Annotated in this window: 20 protein-coding genes; 8 read left to right on the plus strand and 12 right to left on the minus strand. The window is 37.6% G+C overall.

What is annotated here, in order from left to right; genetic code table 11:
* Positions 1-53: 53 nt before the first annotated feature.
* From JNG87_RS07940 to JNG87_RS07950, 3 genes are all read left to right on the plus strand, one after another.
* Positions 54-1,193 carry a vWA domain-containing protein gene (locus JNG87_RS07940; RefSeq protein WP_202843170.1) on the plus strand — a complete coding sequence of 380 codons (1,140 nt, stop codon included), beginning with the start codon at positions 54-56 and terminating at the stop codon, positions 1,191-1,193.
* A gap of 59 nt (positions 1,194-1,252) precedes the next feature.
* Positions 1,253-2,707 (plus strand): sigma 54-interacting transcriptional regulator, encoded by a 1,455-nt coding sequence (locus JNG87_RS07945; RefSeq protein ID WP_202843175.1) that lies wholly within the window; start codon positions 1,253-1,255, stop codon positions 2,705-2,707.
* Between the two features lie 989 nt (positions 2,708-3,696).
* Positions 3,697-6,564, plus strand: coding sequence for a M16 family metallopeptidase (locus tag JNG87_RS07950; protein WP_202843177.1), 2,868 nt, complete (start codon positions 3,697-3,699; stop codon positions 6,562-6,564).
* A 115-nt stretch (positions 6,565-6,679) separates the two neighbouring features.
* Here JNG87_RS07950 and JNG87_RS07955 read toward each other — a convergent pair whose 3' ends face one another.
* The 3 genes from JNG87_RS07955 to JNG87_RS07965 form a co-directional block, all read right to left on the minus strand.
* Complete coding sequence (locus JNG87_RS07955; RefSeq protein WP_202843179.1) at positions 6,680-7,756, minus strand: GNAT family N-acetyltransferase; 1,077 nt, start codon at positions 7,754-7,756, stop codon at positions 6,680-6,682.
* Positions 7,753-8,751 carry a polysaccharide deacetylase family protein gene (locus JNG87_RS07960; protein WP_202843184.1) on the minus strand — a complete coding sequence of 333 codons (999 nt, stop codon included), beginning with the start codon at positions 8,749-8,751 and terminating at the stop codon, positions 7,753-7,755. The genes JNG87_RS07955 and JNG87_RS07960 overlap by 4 nt, the downstream gene beginning before the upstream one ends.
* 70 nt (positions 8,752-8,821) lie before the next feature.
* Positions 8,822-10,960, minus strand: coding sequence for a S46 family peptidase (locus tag JNG87_RS07965; RefSeq protein WP_202843186.1), 2,139 nt, complete (start codon positions 10,958-10,960; stop codon positions 8,822-8,824).
* 293 nt (positions 10,961-11,253) lie between these two features.
* Between JNG87_RS07965 and JNG87_RS07970 the strand changes: the two genes are divergently transcribed.
* Positions 11,254-11,739 carry a copper resistance protein NlpE gene (locus tag JNG87_RS07970; protein WP_238349695.1) on the plus strand — a complete coding sequence of 162 codons (486 nt, stop codon included), beginning with the start codon at positions 11,254-11,256 and terminating at the stop codon, positions 11,737-11,739.
* 41 nt (positions 11,740-11,780) lie between these two features.
* Here JNG87_RS07970 and JNG87_RS07975 read toward each other — a convergent pair whose 3' ends face one another.
* The gene (locus JNG87_RS07975; protein WP_202843188.1) at positions 11,781-12,428 is read right to left on the minus strand and encodes an MgtC/SapB family protein; all 648 of its coding nucleotides are present in this window, start codon (positions 12,426-12,428) and stop codon (positions 11,781-11,783) included.
* 220 nt (positions 12,429-12,648) lie between these two features.
* Here JNG87_RS07975 and JNG87_RS07980 point away from each other — a divergent pair, with 220 nt between their 5' ends.
* The 4 genes from JNG87_RS07980 (at position 12,649) to JNG87_RS07995 (ending at position 15,115) form a co-directional block, all read left to right on the plus strand.
* On the plus strand, positions 12,649-13,047 hold the full coding sequence (locus JNG87_RS07980) for an immunity 22 family protein (RefSeq protein ID WP_202843190.1): 399 nt from the start codon (positions 12,649-12,651) through the stop codon (positions 13,045-13,047).
* Between the two features lie 137 nt (positions 13,048-13,184).
* Positions 13,185-13,919, plus strand: coding sequence for a protein phosphatase 2C domain-containing protein (locus JNG87_RS07985; RefSeq protein WP_202843192.1), 735 nt, complete (start codon positions 13,185-13,187; stop codon positions 13,917-13,919).
* An 18-nt stretch (positions 13,920-13,937) separates the two neighbouring features.
* Complete coding sequence (locus tag JNG87_RS07990; protein WP_202843194.1) at positions 13,938-14,393, plus strand: hypothetical protein; 456 nt, start codon at positions 13,938-13,940, stop codon at positions 14,391-14,393.
* Between the two features lie 11 nt (positions 14,394-14,404).
* A complete protein-coding gene (locus JNG87_RS07995; RefSeq protein WP_202843196.1) occupies positions 14,405-15,115 on the plus strand; it encodes a hypothetical protein in 711 nt (236 codons plus the stop codon).
* Positions 15,116-15,193: 78 nt separating this feature from the next.
* On the opposite strand, the gene polA is transcribed toward JNG87_RS07995, so the two are convergent.
* The 8 genes from polA to tssD (JNG87_RS08035) form a co-directional block, all read right to left on the minus strand.
* Entirely contained in the window at positions 15,194-18,028 is a 2,835-nt protein-coding gene (polA, locus tag JNG87_RS08000) for a DNA polymerase I (protein WP_202843198.1), read from the minus strand.
* A 158-nt stretch (positions 18,029-18,186) separates the two neighbouring features.
* Positions 18,187-18,600, minus strand: a complete 414-nt coding sequence (tssD, locus tag JNG87_RS08005) for a type VI secretion system tube protein TssD (protein WP_062675327.1) — start codon at positions 18,598-18,600, stop codon at positions 18,187-18,189.
* 365 nt (positions 18,601-18,965) lie between these two features.
* Positions 18,966-19,379 carry a type VI secretion system tube protein TssD gene (tssD, locus tag JNG87_RS08010; protein WP_053328223.1) on the minus strand — a complete coding sequence of 138 codons (414 nt, stop codon included), beginning with the start codon at positions 19,377-19,379 and terminating at the stop codon, positions 18,966-18,968.
* 272 nt (positions 19,380-19,651) lie between these two features.
* Positions 19,652-20,569, minus strand: coding sequence for an ankyrin repeat domain-containing protein (locus tag JNG87_RS08015; protein WP_227943607.1), 918 nt, complete (start codon positions 20,567-20,569; stop codon positions 19,652-19,654).
* 1 nt (position 20,570) lies between these two features.
* Positions 20,571-21,821, minus strand: a complete 1,251-nt coding sequence (locus JNG87_RS08020; RefSeq protein ID WP_202843200.1) for a PAAR-like protein — start codon at positions 21,819-21,821, stop codon at positions 20,571-20,573.
* A 17-nt stretch (positions 21,822-21,838) separates the two neighbouring features.
* On the minus strand, positions 21,839-22,696 hold the full coding sequence (locus JNG87_RS08025; protein WP_202843202.1) for a hypothetical protein: 858 nt from the start codon (positions 22,694-22,696) through the stop codon (positions 21,839-21,841).
* A gap of 32 nt (positions 22,697-22,728) precedes the next feature.
* Positions 22,729-24,915, minus strand: coding sequence for a type VI secretion system Vgr family protein (locus JNG87_RS08030; protein WP_202843208.1), 2,187 nt, complete (start codon positions 24,913-24,915; stop codon positions 22,729-22,731).
* 193 nt (positions 24,916-25,108) lie between these two features.
* A complete protein-coding gene (gene tssD / locus JNG87_RS08035; RefSeq protein ID WP_053328223.1) occupies positions 25,109-25,522 on the minus strand; it encodes a type VI secretion system tube protein TssD in 414 nt (137 codons plus the stop codon).
* Positions 25,523-25,751 lie beyond the last annotated feature (229 nt).

The following is a 25,751-nucleotide window of genomic DNA, read 5'->3' on the forward strand; positions in this document are numbered from 1 at the left end:
AATTCTCTGAAATGTTCAAAAGCAATTAACTGCAAAAACCGCTTTATCATCTTATGACAGATAAAAATTTTAATCCCGGAAAAGGCTTGATATTCAGCAAACATGTGCCGGAGGAATTATCACATTTTGAGCGTGTCTTTGATGTTTTCAAAGATCTGCTTACCCATACCTCCGGAGATATTGAAGAAGCCTTCGACTGGCTGGACATGCTTGATCAGGAATATGATATTTTCAATGATGAGTATACCCTTCAGGATTTTGAAGAGGATTTGAAAAAACGAGGTTATATCAGGGAAGAAGACCCTGAAAAAGGCAATACGGGAAGTGGAAAAGGTAAAAATATATTAACCCCTAAACTGGAAGCTGCCCTTCGTGAATATGCGTTGGATCAGATCTTTGGTAAACTGAAGAAAAACGGAGCCGGAAATCACCGTACCCATAAAACAGGAATCGGAGATGAACGTGATGGCGAAAACCGTTCTTTCCAATACGGGGATGATCTTGCTGCTGTGAACATGACCGAAAGTTTAAAGAATGCACAGATCAACAACGGAATCTCAGACCTTCGTCTCACAGAAGATGATCTGATCGTAGAGGAAACCAAGCATAAGGCACAGATGAGTACTGTTCTGATGATTGATATCAGCCATTCAATGATTTTATATGGTGAAGACAGGATTACTCCGGCCAAAAAAGTAGCCATGGCACTCGTGGAATTGATTAAAAGAAAATATCCTAAAGATTCCATTGATATTATTGTTTTTGGAAACGAGGCATGGCCCATTAAGATCAAAGACCTTCCCTATTTAAAAGTTGGTCCTTATCATACCAATACCGTAGCAGGTCTGGAACTCGCCATGGATATCCTTCGCAGAAAAAGAAATACCAACAAGCAGATTTTTATGATCACCGACGGAAAACCCAGCTGTATTCAGTTGCCCAGCGGTGAGTTTTATATGAATAGCTTTGGGCTGGATGAAAAAATTGTCAACCAGTGTTTCAACAGAGCAGCACAGGCAAGAAAACTGAAAATTCCTATCACGACTTTCATGATTGCCCAGGATCCTTATCTGCGTCAGTTTGTGGAAGAGTTTACAGCCCAGAATAAAGGAAAGGCCTTCCTGACCGGACTATCAGGATTAGGGCAGATGATTTTTGAAGATTACGAAAAAAACAGAATAAGAAGAATATAAAGATCAGATTTAAATGATTTAAAATAAAAACCTGATCTGATAAATAGTATTACAAGACAATGAAAAACGATATTACATTCAAAGAATTAAAAAAATCCGGCTATACTCATAAAACAATTAATGAGGAAATCCAGGCCAATCTGATTGCCAGAATTAAATCTAAAGAACCTGTATTTGAAGGGCTTTGGGGCTATGAAGACACTGTTGTTCCCCAACTGAAAAAGGCAATTCTTGCCGGACACCACATCAATTTACTGGGACTGCGCGGACAGGCAAAAACCAGGATTGCAAGAAGCATGGTAAATCTTCTTGATGAATATATACCTATCGTAAAAGGGTCTGAAATCAATGACAGCCCGTTTCAGCCCATTTCAAAATTTGCCAAAGACCTGATTGCTGAACTGGGTGATGAAACTCCGATTTCATGGGTACACCGTTCTCACCGTTTCTATGAAAAACTGGCCACTCCCGATGTAAATGTGGCTGACTTAATCGGTGACATTGATCCTATTAAAGCAGCAACCCTGAAACTTCCTTATTCCGACGAACGGGTCCTCCATTATGGAATGATTCCGCGTGCCAACCGTTCTATTTTTGTTTTAAATGAATTACCGGATCTGCAGGCAAGAATCCAGGTTTCTTTGTTTAATATTTTACAGGAAGGAGATATTCAGATCCGCGGATTCCAGCTGAGAATGCCGCTTGATATTCAGTTTGTCTTTACCGCCAATCCGGAAGATTATACGAACAGAGGAAGTATTGTAACGCCGCTGAAAGATAGAATAGGATCTCAGATCTTCACCCATTATCCCAAAACAATAGCACTTGCCAGACAGATTACAGAACAGGAAGCATTGATTTCTGCTGAAGATAAAGAACAGATCCTGATTCCTGATCTGGCAAAAGATCTTTTGGAAGAGGTTGCTTTTGCAGCCCGTATCAGCGAATATGTGGATGCAAAAAGCGGTGTCAGTGCCCGTTTGACCATCAGTGCCATGGAAAATTTAGTGGCAGCGGCGAAATTACGTTTAATTGAATCCGGAGCAGAAAGAACCACTGTACGTCTGCTTGATTTTATGTCAATTATACCATCCATCACAGGGAAAATTGAGCTGGTCTATGAAGGAGAACAGGAAGGAGCAGATTATGTGGCCAAAATATTAATTGACAAAGCCGTAATGACACAATTTGAAAGCCTGTTCCCACGTATTTCAAAACTGGAAAAAGAAGGCATCAAAACTCCATACACTGACCTGATCAGATGGTTTAACAAAAATCATTTAGAACTTAACTACAATGATACGGATGAAGAATTTTATGCTAAACTTGACAAGATAGAACCTTTGACAACTGTGGTGGAAGAAAATGCCTCTGAATTGAGCAGAGAAGATCAGAATTTCTGCAAAGAGCTTGTATTATGGGCATTAACCATCAGCAATAAAATTGATAAATCTGAAAATCAGAATGCTTTCACTTTCGATTCTCCCGGAATCGGCCAATTCTTACGCAACTAAAATCAGTAAAATAATATAAAAGTAAAACCTTCAGTTCTTCTGAAGGTTTTTTATTTGTTTGTCTCGTCCTGAAAAAGGTTGACTAAAAAACCATAAAATTAGTCACCCTTATGAATCTAAAAAAAACATCGTCCCCTGTCCAAGAATACAGTGAGGCATTCAAACGACAAGTTGTCTCTGAATGGTATATATTATATAGAGACCAAATTATATAAGAGAGCTGACTTTCTTCGACGAAGACTAAAGAGTATATTTATATATAATATAGAGCAATAAGATTTAACTCCTATACCTGTAATTAATTAAAATGTTTCGGCTCAGCTTAGGATGACATGCCTAATACTAACTGTTAAAAGGCCTTAGACATTATACTGGCATTTCACTTCCTTTCAGACTCTCGTAAAGAAGCTTGGATTCCTGCGGAATGACACAATGAGATAGAGATTTAGACTCACTAACCACCTTTCATAGAAATCAGAAATATTGAAAACGCAATACTAATGTTACTGCTCTACCCGGCAATCCGAAACCCGCGACACAATAACCTCAGCCCCTGTACCCTCTTACCCCAAAACCATCATTCATCATTCATCATTCATCATTAACGACTCCTACCCTAGCCCTGATAGTAATGGTTACCCCGCAGCTTGGGTTAGAGGGTGGGTGGGTTTTAGGTGTGGGGGCCTTCGGCTTCGCTCAGGGTGAGAGCGCTGGAATGCGCGGGCGCGAGGAGTATGAATGGATAGCAGGAAATAGCTCCTAATAAAGTTCGAGAGTTGGAGGGTTGGAGGGTTTGAGAGTGGAAAAGTTTGAGGGTTTGGAATGAAGAATTAAAAAACTTATTTCTTTCTGCATAGCTGATTCTTGCTTATAATTCACTTTTTCAACCGCAGTAATAGATGTAATAATGATAAAAAAGGATCAACATTTTTTTTGAATCCTTACATTTGTAGTCCATTCCGGTTTCTAAGGAATGAAATGAGTTTTATATGACAGACAGAAAATATAAGGAAACGGTACATACAGATAAAAACCAATACGAATATATTACGGTAGCCCATGACGAAAATAACGTCAGAATCTATACTTTGAACAATGGATTAAAGGTTTTTCTTGCTCAGAATTTTGATGCTCCGAGAATACAGACCTTCATTCCGGTAAGAACAGGAAGTAATAATGACCCGGCTGATAATACGGGGCTGGCTCATTATCTTGAGCATATGATGTTTAAAGGGACTTCAAAAATCGGAACTCAGAACTGGGAAAAGGAAAAAGAACTTCTTGATCAGATCTCGGCTTTATATGAAGAACATAAAGCGGAACAGAATCCTGAAAAGAAAAGGGAAATCTACAAGAAGATCGATGAAGTTTCCCAGGAAGCCAGCCAATATGCCATTGCCAATGAATATGATAAAGCGATTTCTTCTCTGGGAGCCAGTGGTACCAATGCGCATACCTGGTTTGATGAAACGGTTTACAAAAACAATATTCCGAATAACGAACTTGAAAAATGGCTGAAAATAGAGAAGGAAAGGTTCTCTGAAATTGTACTTCGCCTTTTCCATACTGAGCTGGAATCGGTGTATGAGGAGTTCAACAGGGCGCAGGACAATGACACAAGACTTGTGAGTTATGAACTTATGGATGCTCTTTTCCCGACTCATCCCAACGGGCAGCAAACCACGCTGGGAAAACCGGAACACCTGAAAAATCCATCGATGAAGGCTATTCACAAGTATTTTGATGAATATTATGTTCCCAATAATTATGCTATGGTATTGGTTGGGGATCTTGATTTCGATGAAACGATCCAATTAATTGATCAGTATTTTGGGACTTTACCTTATAAAGAGCTTCCTGCAAAAACACCCATTACTGAACAGCCTATTACAGAAGTTGTAGCCAGAACAGTAAAAAGCCCTACTACTCCACGTACTCAGCTTGCATGGAGAACAGATAGCTATGGAACAAGAGAAGCAATGCTGGCTGATATAGTTGCCAATATTCTCAGCAACAGAGGAGAAGCCGGATTATTGGATTTACACATTAACCAGACGCAGAAGATGCTTTGGGCTCAAGCCTTTTCTGTAGGACTAAGACAGTATGGATATTTCTCCATTGTTGCGGTTCCTAAGGAAACACAGACTCTGGAGGAAGCAAAGAATATGGTATTGGATGAAATTGAGCTGATCAAGAAAGGAGATTTTCCGGACTGGATGCTGCCAGCCATCATCAATGATTTCAAACTTCAGAGAATGAAAGGTCTTGAAACCGCCGAAGGCCTTGCCACCAATCTTTACGATTCTTATATAAAAGGAAGAACCTGGGAAGAGGAACTGAATGAAATGGATGAGTATGCCTCTTTCACCAAAGATGACGTAGTGAATTTTGCCAATGAGTTTTTCAAGGAAAACTATGTGGTTGTGAATAAAGAAAAAGGGGTAAACGACAAACTGATCAGAGTTGAGAATCCAGGTATCACTCCTGTTAAGATCAACCGTGATACGCAGTCAGAGTTTCTGAAAGAGATTTTAGCGGATAAAACTGAGGATATCAAGCCTGAATTTATTGATTATCAAAAAGAAATCGTTACAGATCAGCTTAACGGAAAGAAATTAAGTTTCGTAAAGAATAAATACAACGATATTGCTCAGGTACATTTCATTTTCTCTTTTGGAAGTGATCATGACAGAGATTTAGGGGTTTCAACTCAGCTTCTTCAGTATTTGGGAACTGATACCCTTTCGCCGGAGGATTTAAAAAAGGAATTTTTCAAAATCGGAATCAGCAATGATTTTAAAACAACGAACAATCAGCTGACCATCTCGCTGAGCGGACTGGAAGAGAATATAGAAAAAGGAATTGCCCTTCTGCAGCATTGGATGCGAGATGTACAGCCTGATCAGGAAATCTATAATCAGTTTGTGGGAACAGTACTGGAAAACCGTCAGGCCATGAAGAAAGATAAAAACCGGATTATAACAGCCCTGAACAATTATACAAAGCTGGGTAGCAACTCACGTTTTACGGATGTTATTTCTAAGGAAGAGCTTGAAAACAGCAGTGCTGAAGTTTTTACAGACAGAATGAAAAAGCTTTTCCAATATCCTTATCAGGTATTTTTCTATGGTAAAAATTTTGAAACCTTTACAAAATACATTGGTGAATACATAGAACCTGAAAGCCTTCAGATACCAGCTGCCAAACTGTATCCGGAACCGGCAACCGGAGGAAACGTGTATTTCATCAACTATGATATGGTTCAGATGGAAATGAGCAAGATTGGTAAAGGAAACAAGGTGAACCCGCTTCATTTTGGAAAAATCAATGTTTTCAATGAATATTTTGGAAGAGGGTTATCTTCCATTGTTTTCCAGGAGATGCGGGAAAGTAAAAGTCTTGCCTACTCTGCTTATGTTTCTTATGCCGCGAACTCGGAACTGAACCATCCCGATTATGTAACGACCTATATCGGAACCCAGCCTGACAAGCTTATGATCGCTGTAGATACCCTGAATGAACTGATGAACGAGCTTCCGGAAGTTCCTATTCAGTTTGAGAATGCCAGAAATGCAGCTTTGAAACAGATTGCTTCAACAAGGGTTACCCGAAACAATATATTCTTCAATACCTTAAGACTGCAGAAATTAAATATCTATCATGATTTCAGAAAAGATATTTATGAACAGATCCAGCACTTGGCATTTGAGGATATCAAGCATTTTTATCAGACAGAAGTCAAATCAATACATTTTAACACCGCTATTATCGGCAAAAAAGAGAATCTTGATATGGAAGCTGTCAACAAAATGGGGATATTTAAAGAAGTAAGTCTGAAAGATATTTTTGGACATTAAAAAACAAACCGCCTGATCATTCTATCGGGCGGTTTGTTTTTTTATAAGTAATGAATGATAATTGATCACGTGTAGCTCATCCTTCATCATTCATCATTCATCATTCATCATTCTATTACGTCATCATGCAATCTCCGTCACCATCCTGATAGTTTGGGTTAAAATGACCGGGAAGCAATTCCAAAAGATTTTTATGAAACAGGTACTCCCTTTTAAAATCACGTTCATAGATAGGGGAAAATACTTTTGACTGTTGTATTTCCCTGTTTAGTACGGTTTGATAAGAAGTAAAGCCTTTTACTTTATGACGCACGATGAAATACTGTAAAAACCGGATAACCTCATCGAAATTACCGTCCGTAAAAAGGTAAGGTATTTTAAGATAGCCATCACGGAGCTGCAGCAGAAAACAGGATGTAATCTTGTTATTTTTATTTAAAATTTTGATCCAGAAATATTTAAAGCTGTCGGCAAAACTTGAAAACAGGTATTTTTCATCTTTTTTGCCTTCCAAAACCCAGGGATTTTCTATAAAAGAATTGATTTCGTCTGCATTGCGCATCCCGGGAAACCTGTTCATAAAATCTGCACTTTCTTTGTCGATATGATCCAGAATTTCATATTTAAAATCTGGTTTTGGTGCGGCCAGGTTCTTTATTGAGATCACTCCATTGGCAGCGGCATCCAGAATTTGAAAAAGAGGTTTCAACGGTTGTGTTCCCGGTTTCTTTTCAGGAATCATTTTAGCGGCATCGGTTCTGAAGTAGTAGCGTTTGCCTTCTTTGGGAAAGACATATTCAAAAACACCCATAATATTGTAGAGTGCTTCTGCTTCTTTGGTAAATTCTGTAATGGCAATCCGGCCTTCGTATTGTTCAAAAACTTTTTTCAGCAATGCTTTCGCCGGTCTTTTTTTTCTGTATTCCGGGTTTACATACAGGGTACTGAGCCAGGCATAGCGGATTTCTTTTCCATCAATGATAAAACAATCCGGAAAACATCCCACATAACCGATCAGTTTATCTTCATAAAAAGCAAGAATAAGAAGTGCATCTTCGTCTGCTGCTTTTGGATTCTGAATATGAGACAGCGCACGGTGTCTGGTAACCGGAAGAAAATCATACTGCCGGAAAGCTCCGGAGGATATAAAATCTTCCAGTTCTTTTCTATTGAATGTTTTCAGCGTTATCATTTTCTCACAATCGTATTTTTATTCATCAGGCTTTTCAATCTGAAGTAAGCTGTTTCTTTTTTCAATATCTGTGCTCCGCTCTCTCCCATTTCCATTGGAATTCTTTGAAAGTTTCTCTTCACACTGTCCAGTTTTATACCGGCACACCCAAAGCTGCAGTAGATCTCTTCATTTTTATAAAGTTCATCAAAAAAATCTTTCTTTACTTCAAAATCGGTAAAAGGGAATGCAAAACTTTCGTACAAAAAACCATTTTCTTTTAAATAGGCAAAGGTTCTGTCGGTTGTTGTCATCTGTTCTTTCAAAGACAGATCGCCATATTTGGGATGATCCCAGCTGTGCGAAGAGATTCCGAAACCTTTACGGGTCAGTTCCTGTAATTCTTCTGTATTTAAGTAAGGTTGATATTCTTTTGAATAGGCTTTAAAATCTACCTCAAGTTTTTCACCAAGCTGATCCAGAATATCTTTTTCCTGATAATTTATGGATAAAATTTTCTTTTGTAAAACCCTTCTATCCATATTTTTCAACGACAGGATAAAATAAATTTCGGGATCTATGGTTTTTATTTTTTCAGCAGCATCGGCAAGAAGGCTCGCTTTGCACCTGAACATCATCTCTTTATTGTCTATGAAAGCCGGATTGATAAAATTACAGGCATATATTCCTTTTCGTTCCAGAATGGGAGCCGCAATATCGTAAAACTCTCTGAAACCATCATCAAAAGTTAAAAGGGCAATTTTTTTTGAAGGTTTAAAACTTCCGGCCCTATAATCCTTAAACTCCTGCCAGTTCACAAACTGAAAATTACTGGCCATGTGATCCAGATCGTCTTCAAACTGCTGAGTTGTTTTATAACGGATCACATGTTTTAAATGAGGAAGTTCTTTGTCGGAAACACTGTGATAAAGTGGCAAACAATAGTCCAGCGGAAATGATTTTCCGATATTCCCAGTTTCAAAAGCTGCCAAAACATTGATGATGCTGTCTTTCATCCTATTGTAAATAAAAAGAATCTATTCAAAATTAAATTCAAATAGATTCTTAAAGGTATAACTTTTAAAATTATTTTATGATCTTCATTTCATCAACAAGCCATCTTGAGTCTGCGAACTTATCAATGATGAAAAGGATATATTTTGTATCTACCATGATGTTTCTGCTGAAACGCGGATCATAGTTGATATCACTCATTGTTCCTTCCCACTGTCTGTCGAAATTCAATCCGACAAGGTTTCCGTTAGCATCAAGAGCCGGGCTTCCTGAGTTTCCTCCGGTTGTATGGTTGGTAGCAGTGAATCCTACAGGAACATCACCTGTTTTATCTTTATAGATTCCGAAATCTTTTTTGTTGTAAAGATCAATCAGTTTCTTTGGAACATCAAATTCGTAATCTCCGGGAACATACTTTTCCATTACTCCTGCAAGGTGAGTCTGGTATCCGTAAGAAACGGCATCTCTAGGAGTGGAACCTTTCACTTTACCGTAAGTTACACGAAGCGTTGAGTTGGCATCCGGGAAGAATTTTCTGTCTTTATCCGTCTTCATCTGCTGCGCCATGAATTTTTTCTGCAAAGCATCAATTTTTGCCTGCATTGAAGTGTATTGCGGATCTGCAGTTTTCATATAGGTTTCTTTCATCGAAACATATAATTGATAAATAGGGTCTTTCTTTAAAGTTCTGATCAGTTTATCCTGATTAGAAAATGCTTTATCAATATCAGCAGTTAAAGTTCCTCCGTTTACAGCAGTTCTTCCTGTAATGACAGAGTTTTTAGACATATCTTCTACAACAGGAATATTAGCGTTCTCATCTTTATATTTGCTGAATCCTGCCGGTAAAAACTGTGGTGCTGTTTTATTAACGTACAAAGCCAATAGTTTTGCAGTTACTTTTGCATCAAGCTCAGCACTGTAATCTTTATAGAAAGAAGTTAATTTCGTTTTCAGCTTTGATAGTTCTTTTTCATCCATTCTTCCTGCTTCTACAGACGCAACGAAATCATAATAATCACCAGCTAATTTCAAAGTCTCCGCATTTTTGATTACTTCTGTATAGTAAGCGTTGTTTAATGCATAAGGAGCCTGATCGTTGTACAGTTTATTCAGCTGATCCAAAGTAGTCTTGATCTCAGGATTTTTAGCGACCAAAGAACCTTCATACATTACTTTCTTTTCTACAGCATTGGATTTTTTCAATCCTTCTACTTCACCGATCCATTTTTTCCAGTAGTTGGCTACTGAAGCATATTTTGAAGCATATTTGATACGGGTTTCATTGTCAACACGCATTTTTTCGTCCAACGTTTTCAGAGCCACATCACGTACCGCAATTCTTGCAGGGTCAATATCTTTCATGATCTTCTCTACAGCGATTGCAGGAAGGTATTCTGTAGTTCTTCCCGGGAATCCGAAAACAAAAGTAAAATCGTTCTCGTTTTTATCTTTGATAGAAACCGGTAAATAGTGCTTTGGAACGTATGGTACATTGTCTTTTGAATATTCTGCAGGTTTGTTGTTCTTGTCTGCATAAATTCTGAACATCGAGAAATCTCCGGTGTGTCTCGGCCAAACCCAGTTGTCTGTGTCGCTTCCGAATTTACCGATGCTTTGAGGAGGAGCTCCTACAAGACGGATATCTTTATACGTTTCGATGGTATAAGCATAGTATTTGTTTCCATAATACATTGGTTTTACCATGATCGACTGGTAAGATTCAATTTTCTGAGAGTTTTTATACACCTCAATATTGTTGTTGATCTTTTTAGTAAGTTCAGGTTCTGTAAGATTGTCCGTACCTTCTAAAATAGGATCAGTAACTTCTTTTATATCTACAATAAAATCTACTTTTACTCCCGGATTAGGAAGTTCACCTTCTGTATTTTTTGCCCAAAATCCGTTTGAAAGAAGATCATTCTGAACGGTAGAGTGTGCCTGAATCTGCCCAAAACCACAGTGATGGTTCGTTAAAAGCAATCCTTTAGGCGAAATAATTTCTGCAGTACATCCGCCGTTAAACTGTACAACCGCATCTTTAATGCTTGGTTTCTGAGGATTGAAAATATCTTTTGCAGAAATCTTCATTCCTAAATCCTTCATTTCCTTTTCATTCAGCTCTGTAGGAATCCACATTCCTCCATATTGTTGCGCAAATGCCATTGCAGCTGGCAAAAGAAATACAGATAAAAGTATCTTTTTTGTCATAATCAAAATTTTGCCCCAATTTACAAAGAAAAATAGGAACAGGCTTTATAAAACGGGTGGAAAAGTTACTAAGAGTTCGTTTTTGGAAAATAGTGATGGTCAATAGTGAATCTTGCTTCACAAGTGAATAGTGAATTTTTATAATCAAACAGTAAGTAAATTCATTAAAAATTGACAAGCGGAGCGAAATTGACTATTCACCATTGCTCAATCTGCTGTTCAATGTTCTTCTGGCTCAATTTTTGTTGATTGGAAGTAACTTTATTATTAAAAACATCCTTAAATTAATTATTATGATGAAAAGTAAAATGCTCATGTTGGGAATGGCATCAGCTCTGTTCCTTGCTTCATGTTCTAAAAAAGAAACCACTGAAACAACAGCGACTACAGATTCTGCTACGGCTGTACAACCTGTTGCTGCAGACAGCATCACTAAAGCTACTCCTACAGCTGCTGGTGATACGTCTGAAAATGCTCTGGACTGGGCCGGAACTTATGAAGCAACAGTTCCTTGTGCAGACTGTCCGGGAATCAAGACTTCTTTAACATTGAATGATGATAAAACATTCAGTATCACGGAGGAATATCTTGAGAGGAATTCAAAAAATCAGGATAAAGGCACTTTTGAATGGGATGCTACAGGAAGCATGATTACTTTAAAAGGGAAAACAGCCCAATATAAATATAAAGTGGGTGAGAATATGTTGATCCAACTGGATATGGAAGGAAAAGAGATCGATGGCCCTAACAAAGATCTTTATGTATTCAAGAAAAAATAAAAATAAAGGCTCCGGCCTTTATTTTTTTGCTCTTTTACGGTCTAAAACTGATACGCTTTAATTTTCGGATCATCCACCAGACTGCTGATGACTTCCTCATGATGGCTATTTTTTCCGGTAAGCCTCCATATAACGGTAAAGCTTTCCTGGGAATATTGCTGTTTGAGCATCTGATATCTTAAATGATTTTCTTTAAATATATTTTCACAATATTTAATATCCTGCGAGTCTGTTACGGCAATTTTGTATTCCCTTACTTTATTATAATTATCAATAAAATTCTGGAGATAAGTCAGGGCACTTAAAATAAGTAATACCAACGTTGTCCCCAACAATGCAATATAAACATAGCCGGAACCTACAGCCATTCCAATAGAAGCAGTTGCCCAGATAGTGGTTGCTGTGGTAATCCCTTCAATTTTATTATCGCCTTTGAAAATGACTCCTGCGCCCAGAAATCCGATTCCTGTAATAATATTGGCGGCAAGACGATCCGGATTTTCCACACCTATTTTTATAGAAAGTATCGTAAAAAGGCAGGCACCGAAGCAAACGAGAATAAAGGTCCTGAGACCGGCCGACTTATTACGGTATTCACGTTCAGCACCAATAAACAGTCCTAGAATAACTGAAATAAGGATCAGCAGCAATTCATTTTTAATAATATAATGGTCCTGAAGAAAATCCATCTTTTATAATTTAAACAGAGAATAAATTTACAATAAATCCTATTAAGGAACTATCTTTGCTGAGGAGATTTTGCGTTGCTGCCCCAAAAATTTGTTTCACGAAAAACTTTTGTAATGTTACATTTTAATTGCGGAAATTTTCTTGTATAAAAGGGATATTCATCAACACGGGAAAATGTCACTTAAAAAAAATCAAAAAAAATAATACTTATATACAATTATGGATAAAGAAATTTCACACTTCTGGTTAGGATATTTCAAGAATGAAGAAGATTTTTATAGCTTCATAGAAGAGGATGAAAACTACTATATAGAGGAAGAAACTGATGATCAGTATGTTTCCAGGTTTGCAGAATCACAGAGCATCAAATGGTTTGATGATGATTTTATAGAATATGGTTTTGAGGATGAAAGCCTTAGTCTTTATGATAAGTTTGCAGAGTATTCTTATGCTGACCAATGGCTTCCGGTTCTGGAAAACAAATTAAACGAACTCAGTCTGGATACGCCCGTAAATGCTATTATTTTTGCGACAAGATTTGTGATTCCTAATCCGGTTTCTGTAGAAAATGATGATTTTTCACTGCATTATGTGGGAGAAATAGAATACGATATTTAATAACCAAAGCAAAACTGCTTTCTCAACACCGGCAACAAGTGATTTCATGAGACGTGTGATCACTTGTTGCTATTTTTATACCTATAATGAGGATGAAATAAGGTTACATTAAAAAAATAAATCTATTTTAGCATGTAATGAATTTATATTCTACTCTACAAATCGGAGATTATCATATTAATCATTGTGAAGATGATCTTCTCATCAAAAAAATCAGTTCTGATAAGATTTTGTGTGCTGTGATGGATGGATGCTCTACAGCTATGGACAGTCATTTTGCGTCAACACTTACTGGAAAGATTTTACGTAAAATCATTATTGAAAACGGTTACAAGGCTTTATATGAAAAAGGCAGCCAGCAGAGTCTGGAAGAAGAGCTCAAAAAAATCATAAAAGGTTTATTCAATGAACTCAAATTTGTAAAAAATCATCTGATGCTGGACGAAAAAGAGTTGTTATCTAGTCTTATAATCCTGGTTTACGACATCACAAAGGACGAAGGATTCATCCTAACCATTGGTGACGGAGTTGTCTGTATCAATGGAAATATCACAGAATTTGACCGTAATAATAGACCGGATTATTTAGCTTATCATCTTTATGAAGACTTTGAAGAATGGTATCCCCGTCAGTCTCAGAAATTATTTTTTGATTGTCTGGATGATGTTTCCATTGCTACTGATGGTATTTTGAGCTTTTCAAAAATTAAAAAAACGAATTCTGAAGAAATGATCAATTTTGCTGAATATTTAATGATAGACCGTCAGAATAGCGAAACTGAAGAAATGCTTAACAGGAAACTAAAGCAGTTGGAACATCAATACGGAGTAAAACCTACAGATGATTTAGCCATGATAAGAATGATAAAATAATCCAGATATTTGAACATCATGAAAGAATTCAAACTTAATCAGTTCTACTCTTTTCTGAAGAGGTGGCTCATTATTACCATCTTTATTTCAGTGGTTACATTCTTACAATTTTACTGGTCAATGGGAACCCTTTCAGAACGTGTTTCAAGCGGCTGTATAGACTGTTCATTTTTTGAAGATGCGGTGTATATATCCCTTATAGCCGGTGGGTTCTTATCAATTGTCTTTTCTCTGCTTTTCTTTGTTAAAAAGATTGTCTTCAAGGCTTCAGTCGAATTCCTGTTCCTGATCTTTGTCTGGTTATTTTGGAACTACACCCTATTTGTAGACAGGGAATCTTCCTGGAGTACTTACGACTTCAATTCAGAAATCCAATATACAGTTTCACTTTCCTTTCTTCCTGTTACCGTACTGGGATGTTTATGTGTCATAATTTTACATTATCAGGAAATAAAAGCTAGATTTGTATCTTAAAAAACAAACCATTGAAAAAAATCTTTTCTACTTTACTTTTTGCTTCTTTAATTGCTTATTCATGTAACAAAACCAAAACACAGACTCCGAAAAACTCTTCGGGCATTATAAAAAAGGATATGGCACCAGTTCAGAAGGAGCAGTTGACAGCAGGAAAACAAGTCTCAGATTTTGTATCCAGTCAATATGAAATTCAATACGAAACCGAAGGTGATCTCAACCAGGACGGACTTCCTGATAAAGCATTGATTCTTAGAAAAAAAGACGACACTTTAGCACAGAGAACCATGATAGTCCTTCTAAAGAATCCTGACAAAACATACCGGTTATTTAAAAGTTCTGAAACCGTTCTTCCCGATGAATACAATGAATCTGGCTATAAAATACACGATCCTGAAGACATCAGTATTGAAAAAGGAACATTGAATATCAATCTCTATGATATCGGACCTTATGGTAATCAGTTCAGTAAATTCAAATATGTGAATGACAACCTGATTCTTACCTATATTGAAACGTATAATATGGGTGCGGGTTCCCACTCTGCCCTCTATTATGAGCCTATGAAAGGTAAAGTAATACTGGAAACGGTAAATACCATGGAACAAGAAATGCCATCAGAAACTAAAAAAGTACAGGTAAAAAAAGAAAGATTTTTATTTGAAAATGTTTCTCCTGATGATGTTGTCACCAATGTTTACAATTCTGTAGAACAAGAGTAAGCTGTCCAGTTCTAACAAAATAAAACTTCCGCCTACAAGACGGAAGTTTTTTATTTAAAGTATGATTTACAGTATTGATTAATGTGCTTCTAACCAGTTATCTCCTACTCCAATTTCTACCAATAGCGGAACCTGTGTTTTTAAGGCACTTTCCATTTCAGTTTTGATTAGTTTTGAGGCTGTATCAATCTCATCTACCGGAGATTCGAACACCAATTCGTCATGTACCTGAAGCAGCATCTTTGTTTTAAGCTGTTGCTCTTCAAGTTCTCTGTCTATTTTAATCATGGCAAGCTTTACAACATCTGCTGCACTTCCCTGAACTGGTGCGTTTACAGCATTTCTTTCCGCATGACCTCTTACCACAAAATTATTGGAATTAATATCTTTCAAATGACGTTTTCTTCCTAAAATAGTTTCAACATATCCTACCTGGCGTGCTTTGTTCACCTGCTCAGCCATGTACTCCTTCAGTTTCGGATAGGTTTCAAAGTAAGCTTCGATCATCTGTTTGGCTTCTGTACGGGATAATCCGGTTTGTTCTGCCAAAGCAAAAGCTCCTTGTCCATAGATAATTCCAAAGTTTACGGTTTTAGCCTGACTTCTCTGAGTTTTGGATACCTCAGCCAAATGAATTTTAAAGAGTTTTGCGGCGGTAGAAGCGTGGATATCTTCTCCATCCTGAAAAGCTTTGATCATATTATCCTCTCCGGAAATCTCAGCAATCAAACGAAGTTCAATCTGTGAATAATCGGCAGAAATAATCTTCTTTCCTTCTCCGGAAACAAATGCTCCACGGATCTGCTGCCCTCTCACCGTTCGGATCGGAATATTCTGCAGGTTAGGGTTTACACTCGCCAAACGGCCTGTAGCAGCTGTAGTCTGTGAGAAGTTGGTATGTACTCTGTTATCTTTTTTCTCAATCTGTGAAGGCAATGCATCCACATAAGTTGATTTTAATTTCTGATAGGTTCTGTATTCCAGGATATGCTTGATAATTTCATGTTTTGAACTTAATTTTTGAAGCACATCTTCTGATGTTGCATATTGCCCTGTTTTTGTTTTCTTCGCTTTTGGATCGAGCTGTAATTTTTCAAACAGAATCTCTCCCAGCTGCTTCGGTGAATTCATATTGAATTCTTCTCCTGAAAGTTCAAAAATCTTTGTTTCAAGCTGTTTCAGATCATTCTCAAGGTCAACACTTTCCTGTGCCAACCATTTTTCATCCAAAGAAATCCCTGAAAGTTCCATTTTTGCAAGTACTTCCATCAGAGGCATTTCAATGTTAAAGAAAAGCTCTTCCAGGTTCTCCTTTTTCAGCTGTGGTGCGAATAGCTCATACAACTGGAAAGTTACATCTGCATCTTCTGCTGCATAATCTGTTTGTGTTCTCAGATCAGCATCTCTGAAATTCCCCTGTTTTTTCCCTTTTTTTCCGATAATGGTTTCAATGGATACCGGTTTATAGTTCAGATATACTTCTGAGAGATAATCCATCCCGTGTCTTCCGTCCGGGTTCAGGAGGTAGTGGGCAATCATGGTATCAAACATGGCGCCTTTCACGGTGATGTCGTATTGTTTTAAAACTTTGTAATCAAATTTAAGGTTGTGCGCTACTTTCAGCAGGTCTTCTTTTTCGAAAAACGGTCTGAAAATCTCCAGGGTCTGCAACACTTCTTCCTTGTTTTCAGAGAACGGAATATAGTAAGCAAGTCCTTTTTTATAAGAGAAGCTCATTCCTACCAGTTCTGCTTCAAGCTCGTTTAATGATGTCGTTTCCGTATCGAAACATACCACTTTCTGCTGCAGCAGATTGTCAACCAGTTTTTTCTGTGCTTTCGGGTTATTGATAAACTGATACAGATGATCATTATTCTCAATCGTAGACTTTGTAGAAGTTGCCTGATCCAGTTCCTCAAAATTGGCAAAAAGATCAAGCTGCATAACCTGTCCTTTTACTTCGGTTCCGGCCGGAGTCTGTTTTACTTCTACTTCACTTACAACCACTGTTTCTACAGCTGCAGGAGCGAAAGCCCTGTAAAGGTTTTCGTATAGTCTTCTGAATTCTATTTCGTCAAAGACCTCTTTTACTTTTTCAAAATCCGGAGTTTCCAGGTCGTATTGTTCCTGATGGAATTCTACAGGAGCATCACAGATGATAGTGGCTAATTTTTTAGACATAATACCACGTTCTGCGGAAGCTTCTACTTTTTCTTTCAGTTTTCCTTTCAGTTTATCCGTATTGGCTAATAAATTTTCAATGCTGCCGAATTCTTTCAGGAATTTCATAGCAGTTTTCTCTCCTACTCCTTCCAATCCAGGAATATTATCTACTGCATCTCCCATCATGGCAAGGAAATCAATCACCTGCTTAGGATCATCAATCTCATATTTTGCCTTTACTTCTTCTACTCCTAAAATTTCAATGTCACCGCCTTTTAAACCTGGCTTATAAATTTTAATTTTATCCGTAACCAGCTGTGCAAAATCTTTATCCGGTGTCACCATGAAGGTGGTGTATCCTTCTTTTTCGGCTTTGCATGCAATAGTCCCAATGACATCATCGGCTTCATATCCTTCTACCCCAAGAATCGGGATATGCATTGCTTCCAGAATTTTGTGGATATATGGAATCGCAATTTTGATTGCTTCGGGAGTTTCGCTTCTGTTGGCTTTATATTCTGAGAAATCATCAGTTCTTACACTGGCCTGTCCAACATCAAAAACTACTGCCAGGTGTGTTGGTTTTTCTCTTCTGATCAATTCGATGAGAGAATTGGTAAAACCGAAGATGGCAGAAGTATCCAGACCTTTGCTGGTGAGTCTCGGATTCCTGATTAATGCGTAATATCCTCTGAAAATCATCGCATAAGCATCGATGAGAAACAGCCTTTTATCTTGTGTTGCGTCCATATTTTGAATAATGAACAAATATAAGAAAATAGGAGTAAAAGTTGATAGTTTGAGGAAGGGTTTCGGGGTATCGGGATGCGAGGTTCGGGATGGGGTTAAAAAAACAAAACAGCATACCCGAAGGTACACTGTTCCTTTTTTTATTTAAGTTTATGGGATTATTTACCTGAAGAAGGCCATAGTCCTGCGTACTGAGAAGTACCGTAATCAATGGTTTCAGCACTTACTACGAAGCTGATCAGCATACTGTTGCTGTCTACTGCATCGAAATCTACTTCGTGCTGGATTACGTATCCGTTCTCCCATTTCAAAGTGATCAGTGTTCCTTCTTCGTGAGATTTGTTGAAAGTGATCTCTCCTACTGTCGGCTTGTATTTACCGTTTAGTAAGCTTTCAAGGATGTCTGACTTTTCAGTAGCTTCTACTGTCACCTTGATTAATGCATTGGAAGGATCTGATGCTACACGTCCTGAAACGTCTGTAGATCTTGATACACTGTAGTTCATTTTTAACAGTTTCTGCCCTTCACCGTTGTTGAATTTTAAGATTCCTCTTGAGTTTCTTTCTGCCATGATTGTAAATTTTAATCGTTAGTAATAAATTGTAATTCAATAATTATATAACAAAGATAAAGCCCCTGGTTTTGAAAAAAAAGCAATTGAAAGGAAATCTGAAAAAGTGTCGTAATTGTACGATTTGATGTCGTAGTTCTACGATTTATTGTCGTAATTCTACGACATTAGATTTAAAAACAGAATATAAATACCTTATAACAAATATATTAAGGGCATAAACAGAAATTTATTATTACACCTTAAAGAGATATATTACTTTGATATGATTTTAAAAATTCTGATCCTGCTAAATAAAAAACAGAACAGCGTCTCTTGTCCGCTGTTCTGTACCAATTTTATTTTTACTAAGATGATGAATAGGCTTATTTACCTGCTGAAGGCCATAGCCCTGCGTACTGGGAAGTACCGTAGTCGATGGTTTCAGCACTTACCACGAAGCTGATCAGCATACTGTTGCTGTCAATAGCATCGAAGTCTACTTCGTGTTGGATTACGTATCCGTTCTCCCATTTCAAAGTGATCAGTGTTCCTTCTTCGTGAGATTTGTTGAAAGTAATTTCTCCTACTGTCGGCTTGTATTTACCGTTCAGTAAGCTTTCAAGGATGTCTGATTTTTCAGTAGCTTCTACTGTAACTTTGATCAAAGCGTTGGAAGGATCTGATGCTACACGTCCTGAAACGTCTGTAGATCTTGATACGCTGTAGTTCATTTTTAACAGCTTCTGTCCTTCTCCGTTGTTGAATTTTAAGATTCCTCTTGAATTTCTTTCGGCCATGATTGTAAATTTTAATCGTTAATATTGTTATTCAGTGATTGTGTTAGCAAATATAGAAGCTCTTTACGGCTTAAAAAAAATTTTGAATATAAAACTGAAAAAGTGTCGTAATTCTACGATTTATTGTCGTAATTCTACGACAATGGATTTAAATACCAAATTAACACACTAGTTATAAACACGTTACATCAAAAACAGAAAATCTTTGAAATTAAAATATTTCATACGTCAAAGACAAAAAATCGTCCGGAATAATCATGTTATAAACACTGTCATTTTCCTTTAACTCTGTTTAAATCTTCCTGATAAAGATTTTCTCCGTAATTTTTTTTGAAATTCACGGATAGCTTATCTTTAGAACTTAAAGATTCATACTGTCTTATTCTAAGTTTTGCTTCTTCTATTGTGTCTTTTTTATACGGGAACGCTACATTATATTGATCAACCAGCTGTTTTTTAATTCCGAATAATTTTTGATAATAAGGAGAGTCTGGCAGATTACGGTCACTTTTCTGCTTTTCCTTATACTGAATATAATCTGCCATTGGGCAAAGGTCTGTTCCTTTTATTTTAGGCAATCCTCCTTTGGACAGAAAGTATTCTGCCATATCCAGATCATCCCTGGCTGCACTTTCCATAATGTTGCTTCCGTTATAAGAAACATTATTGATGTCAGCGCCATTCTGAAGTAAGTAATCAATCATTTTCTTTTCGGTACTTTCCTCACCTCCAAGGGTCATTGCATCAGATAACGGGGAATTCCCTACAGCTGGGTTAGGACTGGCTTTATATTTGAAAAGTAATTGCAGCATTTCGTAATTATTAAGTGCTACAGCATGATTCAGAGGAGACTCAAAACCTTCATGAGGTATTATAATATTGGGATCAGCTCCCAGCTCTAAAAGCTTTTCCATAGCTTTCAAATCTTCAATAATAGAAGCATACATCAGTAAGGTATACCCTGTGTTCTCCTGTAATTTATTGATATCAATATTTTTTTCCTTAATAATTTCTTCCATGCCTTTCAGATCTCCATCAAACATTTTCTGGGCAGCTGATAAACCGTCTCCTGTAAACATTCTTGAAGGAGGATATTGATTTCTATTTTCGTTTTTACGCGACCTAAGATTAAAATCTGAACAGGAAAAAAGTGTCATGATAGAAAGTATTATTAAAATAAATGGTTTCATATTATATATTATTAGCTACAACATCAGTATTTATAGTGGCCAGCATCGCCTGAAACGCATCGTTGTATGCGCTATGTCCGCTTCCAATGGTTTTTAGGCCAAGCCCTTCATTATCCTCAATGTACCCGAAGATTTCATTCTGTTCTCCCAGCGCTCTCGGAACACCTCCTGTAAGACCTCCGAAAATTGCAATTTTGTTGAGCCCCGGAATTCTGGATAAAGCCAATGTAGAGAGCAGACCTTCCCTGTTATTTTGCAGCCCGTTAAGAATATCATTACTTGTACTGTAATTGATAATTCCGGAAGTTGATTTTACGGCTCCTTTTTTATCGAGATAATCGAGTGTATTGCCATGTACTCCTCTTGCATTGAAGGTATATCCCGGAAGTCCTGTGTAATAGGAAGCCATGGCACTGTTTCCTCCTCCTAATGAGTGTCCGGTAAATTTCACTTTTCCTCCGGTCGCATTATCCATTTTTTCCGCAAGCATTCTCGTTTTTTCTATCTGAGGCGTTGCAAAACCAAGAGCCTGTCCTCCATCTTCGATGAACCAGTCATGATAAAACTGCATTCCTTTAGGTTCTGAACCTCTGAATGCCACAAAATAATCTCCTGTTTCTTTATTATAATACAAAGAGGAAAAGAAGCCGTTATCTTTATTGGTATTGAAATCTTTGCTGGTTAACACGCCCGGACCGAACAGCTTGTCCAGCTCAGCCTGATCATCTGTATTGATTCGTGTGTACCCATCAATACTGGTATTCTTCCCGTTATTATCCTCGTAAGAATCCTGGGCCATTCTACTGGCAATAGAGGCTTCCTGCAGCTGGGCAACAGGTAAATGAAAGGTGATTTTACCTCCTATGAAACAGTGTAGACTGGAATTTTGCAACAGAGGTTTTTTATTTTCAATTTTTACTTTTGGATGGGTATTTTGCCAGTCGCTTCCCTTGCATAGAAATGAACAGATATTGAGGCAGTCATCTATGAGGGCACTTCCTGCCCAGGCGGCTGCCGCTAAAACAAAAAGCCCACCGGAGAAAGCTGCCGCTACTGCTACCCCTGTTAATGCTCCTGCCATCATCATTTCAGGACAGATAAAATTGTCTTTAAAACGGTCCTTTTCCGTGGCCATCAGCTTAGCTCCTTTTTTCAATTTTACGGAAGACTGGGAACTGACTCCAATTCCTATAAGTCTTCGGCCTTTACTACAAGTAAGCGGAGTATCCTGTGCGATATATAATTGACTCATAGTGATCGTATTAATTGTTATTTTTCACTTAACCTTATATGGTACCTGCACACATAGATCATCTTTTCATTCAGTTCTTCTTTCACATGAAATATGACCTCTGACAATACAGAATCTTCATTATAAATATACTCTCCCTCAATGGCATACTTATATTCCAGAGCATTTCCGAGCGTTCTCTGATATTTATCTTTATAAATACTTTCAAAGCGGGACTGATTTCCTTTACTTTTTCCATCCAGTTTCACAGTGAAGCCTCCTTCTTTGTTTTTTAAAATTTTATACGAGGAACTATATTCAAGTTCTTCTCCCGGAAAAAGGGTTGACAAAGCTGTTCTTACAGGAATTTCATCTGTAAAACTTCCCCCGCTGAATGCCGGTAAAGGATAAAACATGATCTGATACAAAAAGTTTTGTCTGATATTACGATCTATATTGTTAAATTCTTTATCATAGATCTGAATAAATACCTTATAACTTTCTTTTACCAGCTCAAAAAAATGCAGATCCTTCTTTATCTCTTCCCACCTTCTTACAATTTCACCTTTATTGGTTACTTCGTGGATACTTTTATCCGTATTTAAAGATAATTCAACAACCTCAGTCGCTTTATTTATTTTTTCAAGAATTTCATAAAATGGCTGCATCTGCCCGTCTGCCTGAATATATCGCTGGGTAGAAGACTGTATGGTAATATGATTATATTCTCCCGGTATTACTACCCAGTCTTCTTCTATTTCCGTCTGGTTGGCTTTTCCTGTCCCTAAAGTAAGATAGGATTTTATATTGATATTATATTCTCTTTTTTTGTACCAGGCATATTTGAATCCTGCCAGCTGGTCATTTTTTTCAACTTTATTCGGTTCCAAAGTCATGTTTTAATACGTTTTAGAATATATTCGCGGCATCAGTTGATATCAACATTACTTCCGGTAATAAATATATCTCCTGTAGCATTCATTGAAGTGACTGCTTTACTGTGAATACTCAGGTTATCCTGTGTTACCAGTAATGCATTTTTTAATGAATTCAAATCCAGCATTCCTTCTTTTGCAGATATAGTAATCCCTTCTTTAGTGATTGTGATACTGTTTTCACCAACTCTTAATTCAATTTTTGTTTTTCCTTCCAGAGCAATATTTCCGGCTGCGTCCATTGTCAGGACTGAATTGGCTGCCCCGCCTTCTTTTCCTCCGACATTAATAGAATTTGTACTGCCGGCATTTACCGTATTATTATTTCCTACGTTAACCGTTTTATTGTTATTGGCATTCGTCTGGGCATTTCCAGCCCCGTCAAACTTCATGTTGGCCCCGCCCTGATCCGTCAGAAATACAGAGCCTTCACCATCATTTAATTCTAATTTATTTCCACTTCTGCTGCTCAGGCTTTTGATATTGTTACCGGCTCCGCCACCGCCACCTATTCCCCCATGGAACATTCCTCCCATCACAAACGGACGGTCCGGGTGCTGATGTACAAAATTGACAATAACCTGGTCTCCCACTTCCGGAACAGCCATAAATCCTCTGTTCTTATTTACTTTATCACTGCTTCCTGCATCCGGGGTCATTACGCGGACAAATTCAGTAGTATCAGGTCCGCTTTGCCAATCGAACTGCACACGTACTCTTCCCTGATTTAAAGGATCTGTATTTGAAATCACTTTTCCAAACTGGGCTTCTGCTTTGGGCATCTGAAATTCGGGACGAGGAATAAATCCTGTATCTGCTGCAATTGCTTCAAATTTGCCATCATAATAGCCTCTGGCATCCACTTCGTGAGAAACTTCAATAATCATCAGTTTTGTAAAATAAGAGGTTTCATTACTCTCTGTTTTACGCATTTCGATATCTGCGATACATCCCGGATATAAGAAAGGAACTGTTGTAGTTCCCGAAGTAACGAAAACTTCTGCAGCCTTGCTTCCTGCGGTTCCCTTCTGGGAAGCATTAATATCCATAAAGGAAGATGCTTTAATAGGCGCCACTCTCAAAGAAGGAGTGGTAAAAGTTTTTTCTGATATTTCGTAAGCACGTCTTGCAATATCTGAAGTATGGTTAATTTTCGAACTGCCAGCTGTCAGCTTCTCATTTTTACTGCTGTTATAACCATAAAAAGTAGGACTTACATGCTGGGCCTTCATTTTGATGGCAATATCACTTACACTGCTTCCATAAGTAAGCCTGACAGGTTTCTCCTGTGGCGGCAGCTTTCCAAAGTGCAGAACTTCTCCATCATAATAAAACTGCTCTCCATAAGCTTCTGCCATTCTTGCGAGATAATTATAATGGGTTTCTTCATACTGTGAGCTGTACGATATATTTCCATGCTGGGCATCTACTCTGAAATCAAATTTATGCTGTCCCAGCCCTTCTTTAATTACCTGATCAGCAATACTGTTCAAACTTACAGGCTGGCTTCCTCCAAAGCTCTGAATATGAGGGGCTGCATCCAAAAGTACAGTTGGGCTGTAGCCTTTGATGATAATATTTCCAAGGCTTCCTTTCTCCTGGCTGAAGCCTACTTCTGTAACCACTCCTACAAAATTACGTTCGGCTCCTTTCTCAATATCTTTATATTTGAAAACAACTGTGATTCTTTTTCCTAAAAACTTCTGAGCTTCTTCCAGATTGTGATTTTCCGGTTTACCCAAAGTATCATGAGCCAGTATCAGACTGAACTCATGGTGTCTGGTAGCACTCTGTACCAGCTTAAAATGCTTGAAATGATTAATGATCTCACCTTCTATGATTACATCAAGCTTGATAACCCGGTTGATTCCTGCTATATAGCTCTGAGAAATCGCTTCTACATTATGTATTTTTGAAGTAGGCTGTTTGGCCCATACTTTTGTCTCAACAACGGAAGGGTCGTTAGAAACCAGCGTTTGATTCAGAAACTTTCCTGTTTCCTGTGCTGAATTTAAATGCTGTGCCGCTTCTGCTGTCTTTTTTATTTTATTCCCTGCCTCGTTTACCTTTTCATCTGCTTTCGTAACCGCATTTTCCTGCGCAGTTTTTTTGATCGTCTCTGTATCCTGGCTGATAGATTGCTGAGAATTCTTTACTCTAATTTTATCATCTTGAAACATAGTGTTACGTGTTTTTAAGTTAATAAATGTTGAATTGATGCTGTAGGTATCATTACAGGCTTTGTAAATTCCAGATATTGGTTTCTGTAAGGATTATTTATCTGAAACTTATTGTAAAGCAGAAAACAGAACAGCAAACTTTTACAAGGGCTGTTCTGTACCAATTTTATTTTTACTAAGATGATGAATAGGCTTATTTACCTGCTGAAGGCCATAGTCCTGCGTACTGGGAAGTACCGTAGTCGATGGTTTCAGCGCTTACTACGAAGCTGATCAGCATACTGTTGCTGTCGATAGCATCGAAGTCTACTTCGTGCTGGATTACGTATCCGTTCTCCCATTTCAAAGTGATCAGTGTTCCTTCTTCGTGAGATTTGTTGAAAGTAATTTCTCCTACGGTCGGCTTGTATTTACCGTTCAGTAAGCTTTCAAGGATGTCTGACTTTTCAGTAGCTTCTACTGTAACTTTGATCAAAGCGTTGGAAGGATCTGATGCTACACGTCCTGAAACGTCTGTAGATCTTGATACGCTGTAGTTCATTTTTAACAGCTTTTGTCCTTCTCCGTTGTTGAATTTTAAGATTCCTCTTGAATTTCTTTCGGCCATGATTGTAAATTTTAATCGTTAATATTTTGTGATTCGGTGATTGTGTTAGCAAATATAGAGGCTCTTTTCCGCTAAACAAAGCATTTGAATGGAAATCTGAAAATTTGTAGTAATTCTACGATTTCTTGTCGTAATTCTACGACATTGGATTTAAAAAACCTACCACAAACCCTATTAACAAAGGATTTAACTCATTAAAAAGAAGTATAAAAAATCAATAATTTTCCAC

The sequence above is a fragment of the Chryseobacterium cucumeris genome (assembly GCF_016775705.1).
GTDB classification, from domain to species: domain Bacteria; phylum Bacteroidota; class Bacteroidia; order Flavobacteriales; family Weeksellaceae; genus Chryseobacterium; species Chryseobacterium cupriresistens.

Bases quoted from the DNA above. Each gene is read 5' to 3' on its own strand.
- JNG87_RS07940 (WP_202843170.1), top strand. From the start codon at position 54: ATGACAGATAAAAATTTTAATCCCGGAAAAGGCTTGATATTCAGCAAA.
- JNG87_RS07945 (WP_202843175.1), top strand. From the start codon at position 1,253: ATGAAAAACGATATTACATTCAAAGAATTAAAAAAATCCGGCTATACT.
- JNG87_RS07950 (WP_202843177.1), top strand. From the start codon at position 3,697: ATGACAGACAGAAAATATAAGGAAACGGTACATACAGATAAAAACCAA.
- JNG87_RS07955 (WP_202843179.1), bottom strand. From the start codon at position 7,756: ATGATAACGCTGAAAACATTCAATAGAAAAGAACTGGAAGATTTTATA.
- JNG87_RS07960 (WP_202843184.1), bottom strand. From the start codon at position 8,751: ATGAAAGACAGCATCATCAATGTTTTGGCAGCTTTTGAAACTGGGAAT.
- JNG87_RS07965 (WP_202843186.1), bottom strand. From the start codon at position 10,960: ATGACAAAAAAGATACTTTTATCTGTATTTCTTTTGCCAGCTGCAATG.
- JNG87_RS07970 (WP_238349695.1), top strand. From the start codon at position 11,254: ATGATGAAAAGTAAAATGCTCATGTTGGGAATGGCATCAGCTCTGTTC.
- JNG87_RS07975 (WP_202843188.1), bottom strand. From the start codon at position 12,428: ATGGATTTTCTTCAGGACCATTATATTATTAAAAATGAATTGCTGCTG.
- JNG87_RS07980 (WP_202843190.1), top strand. From the start codon at position 12,649: ATGGATAAAGAAATTTCACACTTCTGGTTAGGATATTTCAAGAATGAA.
- JNG87_RS07985 (WP_202843192.1), top strand. From the start codon at position 13,185: ATGAATTTATATTCTACTCTACAAATCGGAGATTATCATATTAATCAT.
- JNG87_RS07990 (WP_202843194.1), top strand. From the start codon at position 13,938: ATGAAAGAATTCAAACTTAATCAGTTCTACTCTTTTCTGAAGAGGTGG.
- polA (WP_202843198.1), bottom strand. From the start codon at position 18,028: ATGGACGCAACACAAGATAAAAGGCTGTTTCTCATCGATGCTTATGCG.
- tssD (WP_062675327.1), bottom strand. From the start codon at position 18,600: ATGGCAGAAAGAAACTCAAGAGGAATCTTAAAATTCAACAACGGTGAA.
- tssD (WP_053328223.1), bottom strand. From the start codon at position 19,379: ATGGCCGAAAGAAATTCAAGAGGAATCTTAAAATTCAACAACGGAGAA.
- JNG87_RS08015 (WP_227943607.1), bottom strand. From the start codon at position 20,569: ATGAAACCATTTATTTTAATAATACTTTCTATCATGACACTTTTTTCC.
- JNG87_RS08020 (WP_202843200.1), bottom strand. From the start codon at position 21,821: ATGAGTCAATTATATATCGCACAGGATACTCCGCTTACTTGTAGTAAA.
- JNG87_RS08025 (WP_202843202.1), bottom strand. From the start codon at position 22,696: ATGACTTTGGAACCGAATAAAGTTGAAAAAAATGACCAGCTGGCAGGA.
- JNG87_RS08030 (WP_202843208.1), bottom strand. From the start codon at position 24,915: ATGTTTCAAGATGATAAAATTAGAGTAAAGAATTCTCAGCAATCTATC.
- tssD (WP_053328223.1), bottom strand. From the start codon at position 25,522: ATGGCCGAAAGAAATTCAAGAGGAATCTTAAAATTCAACAACGGAGAA.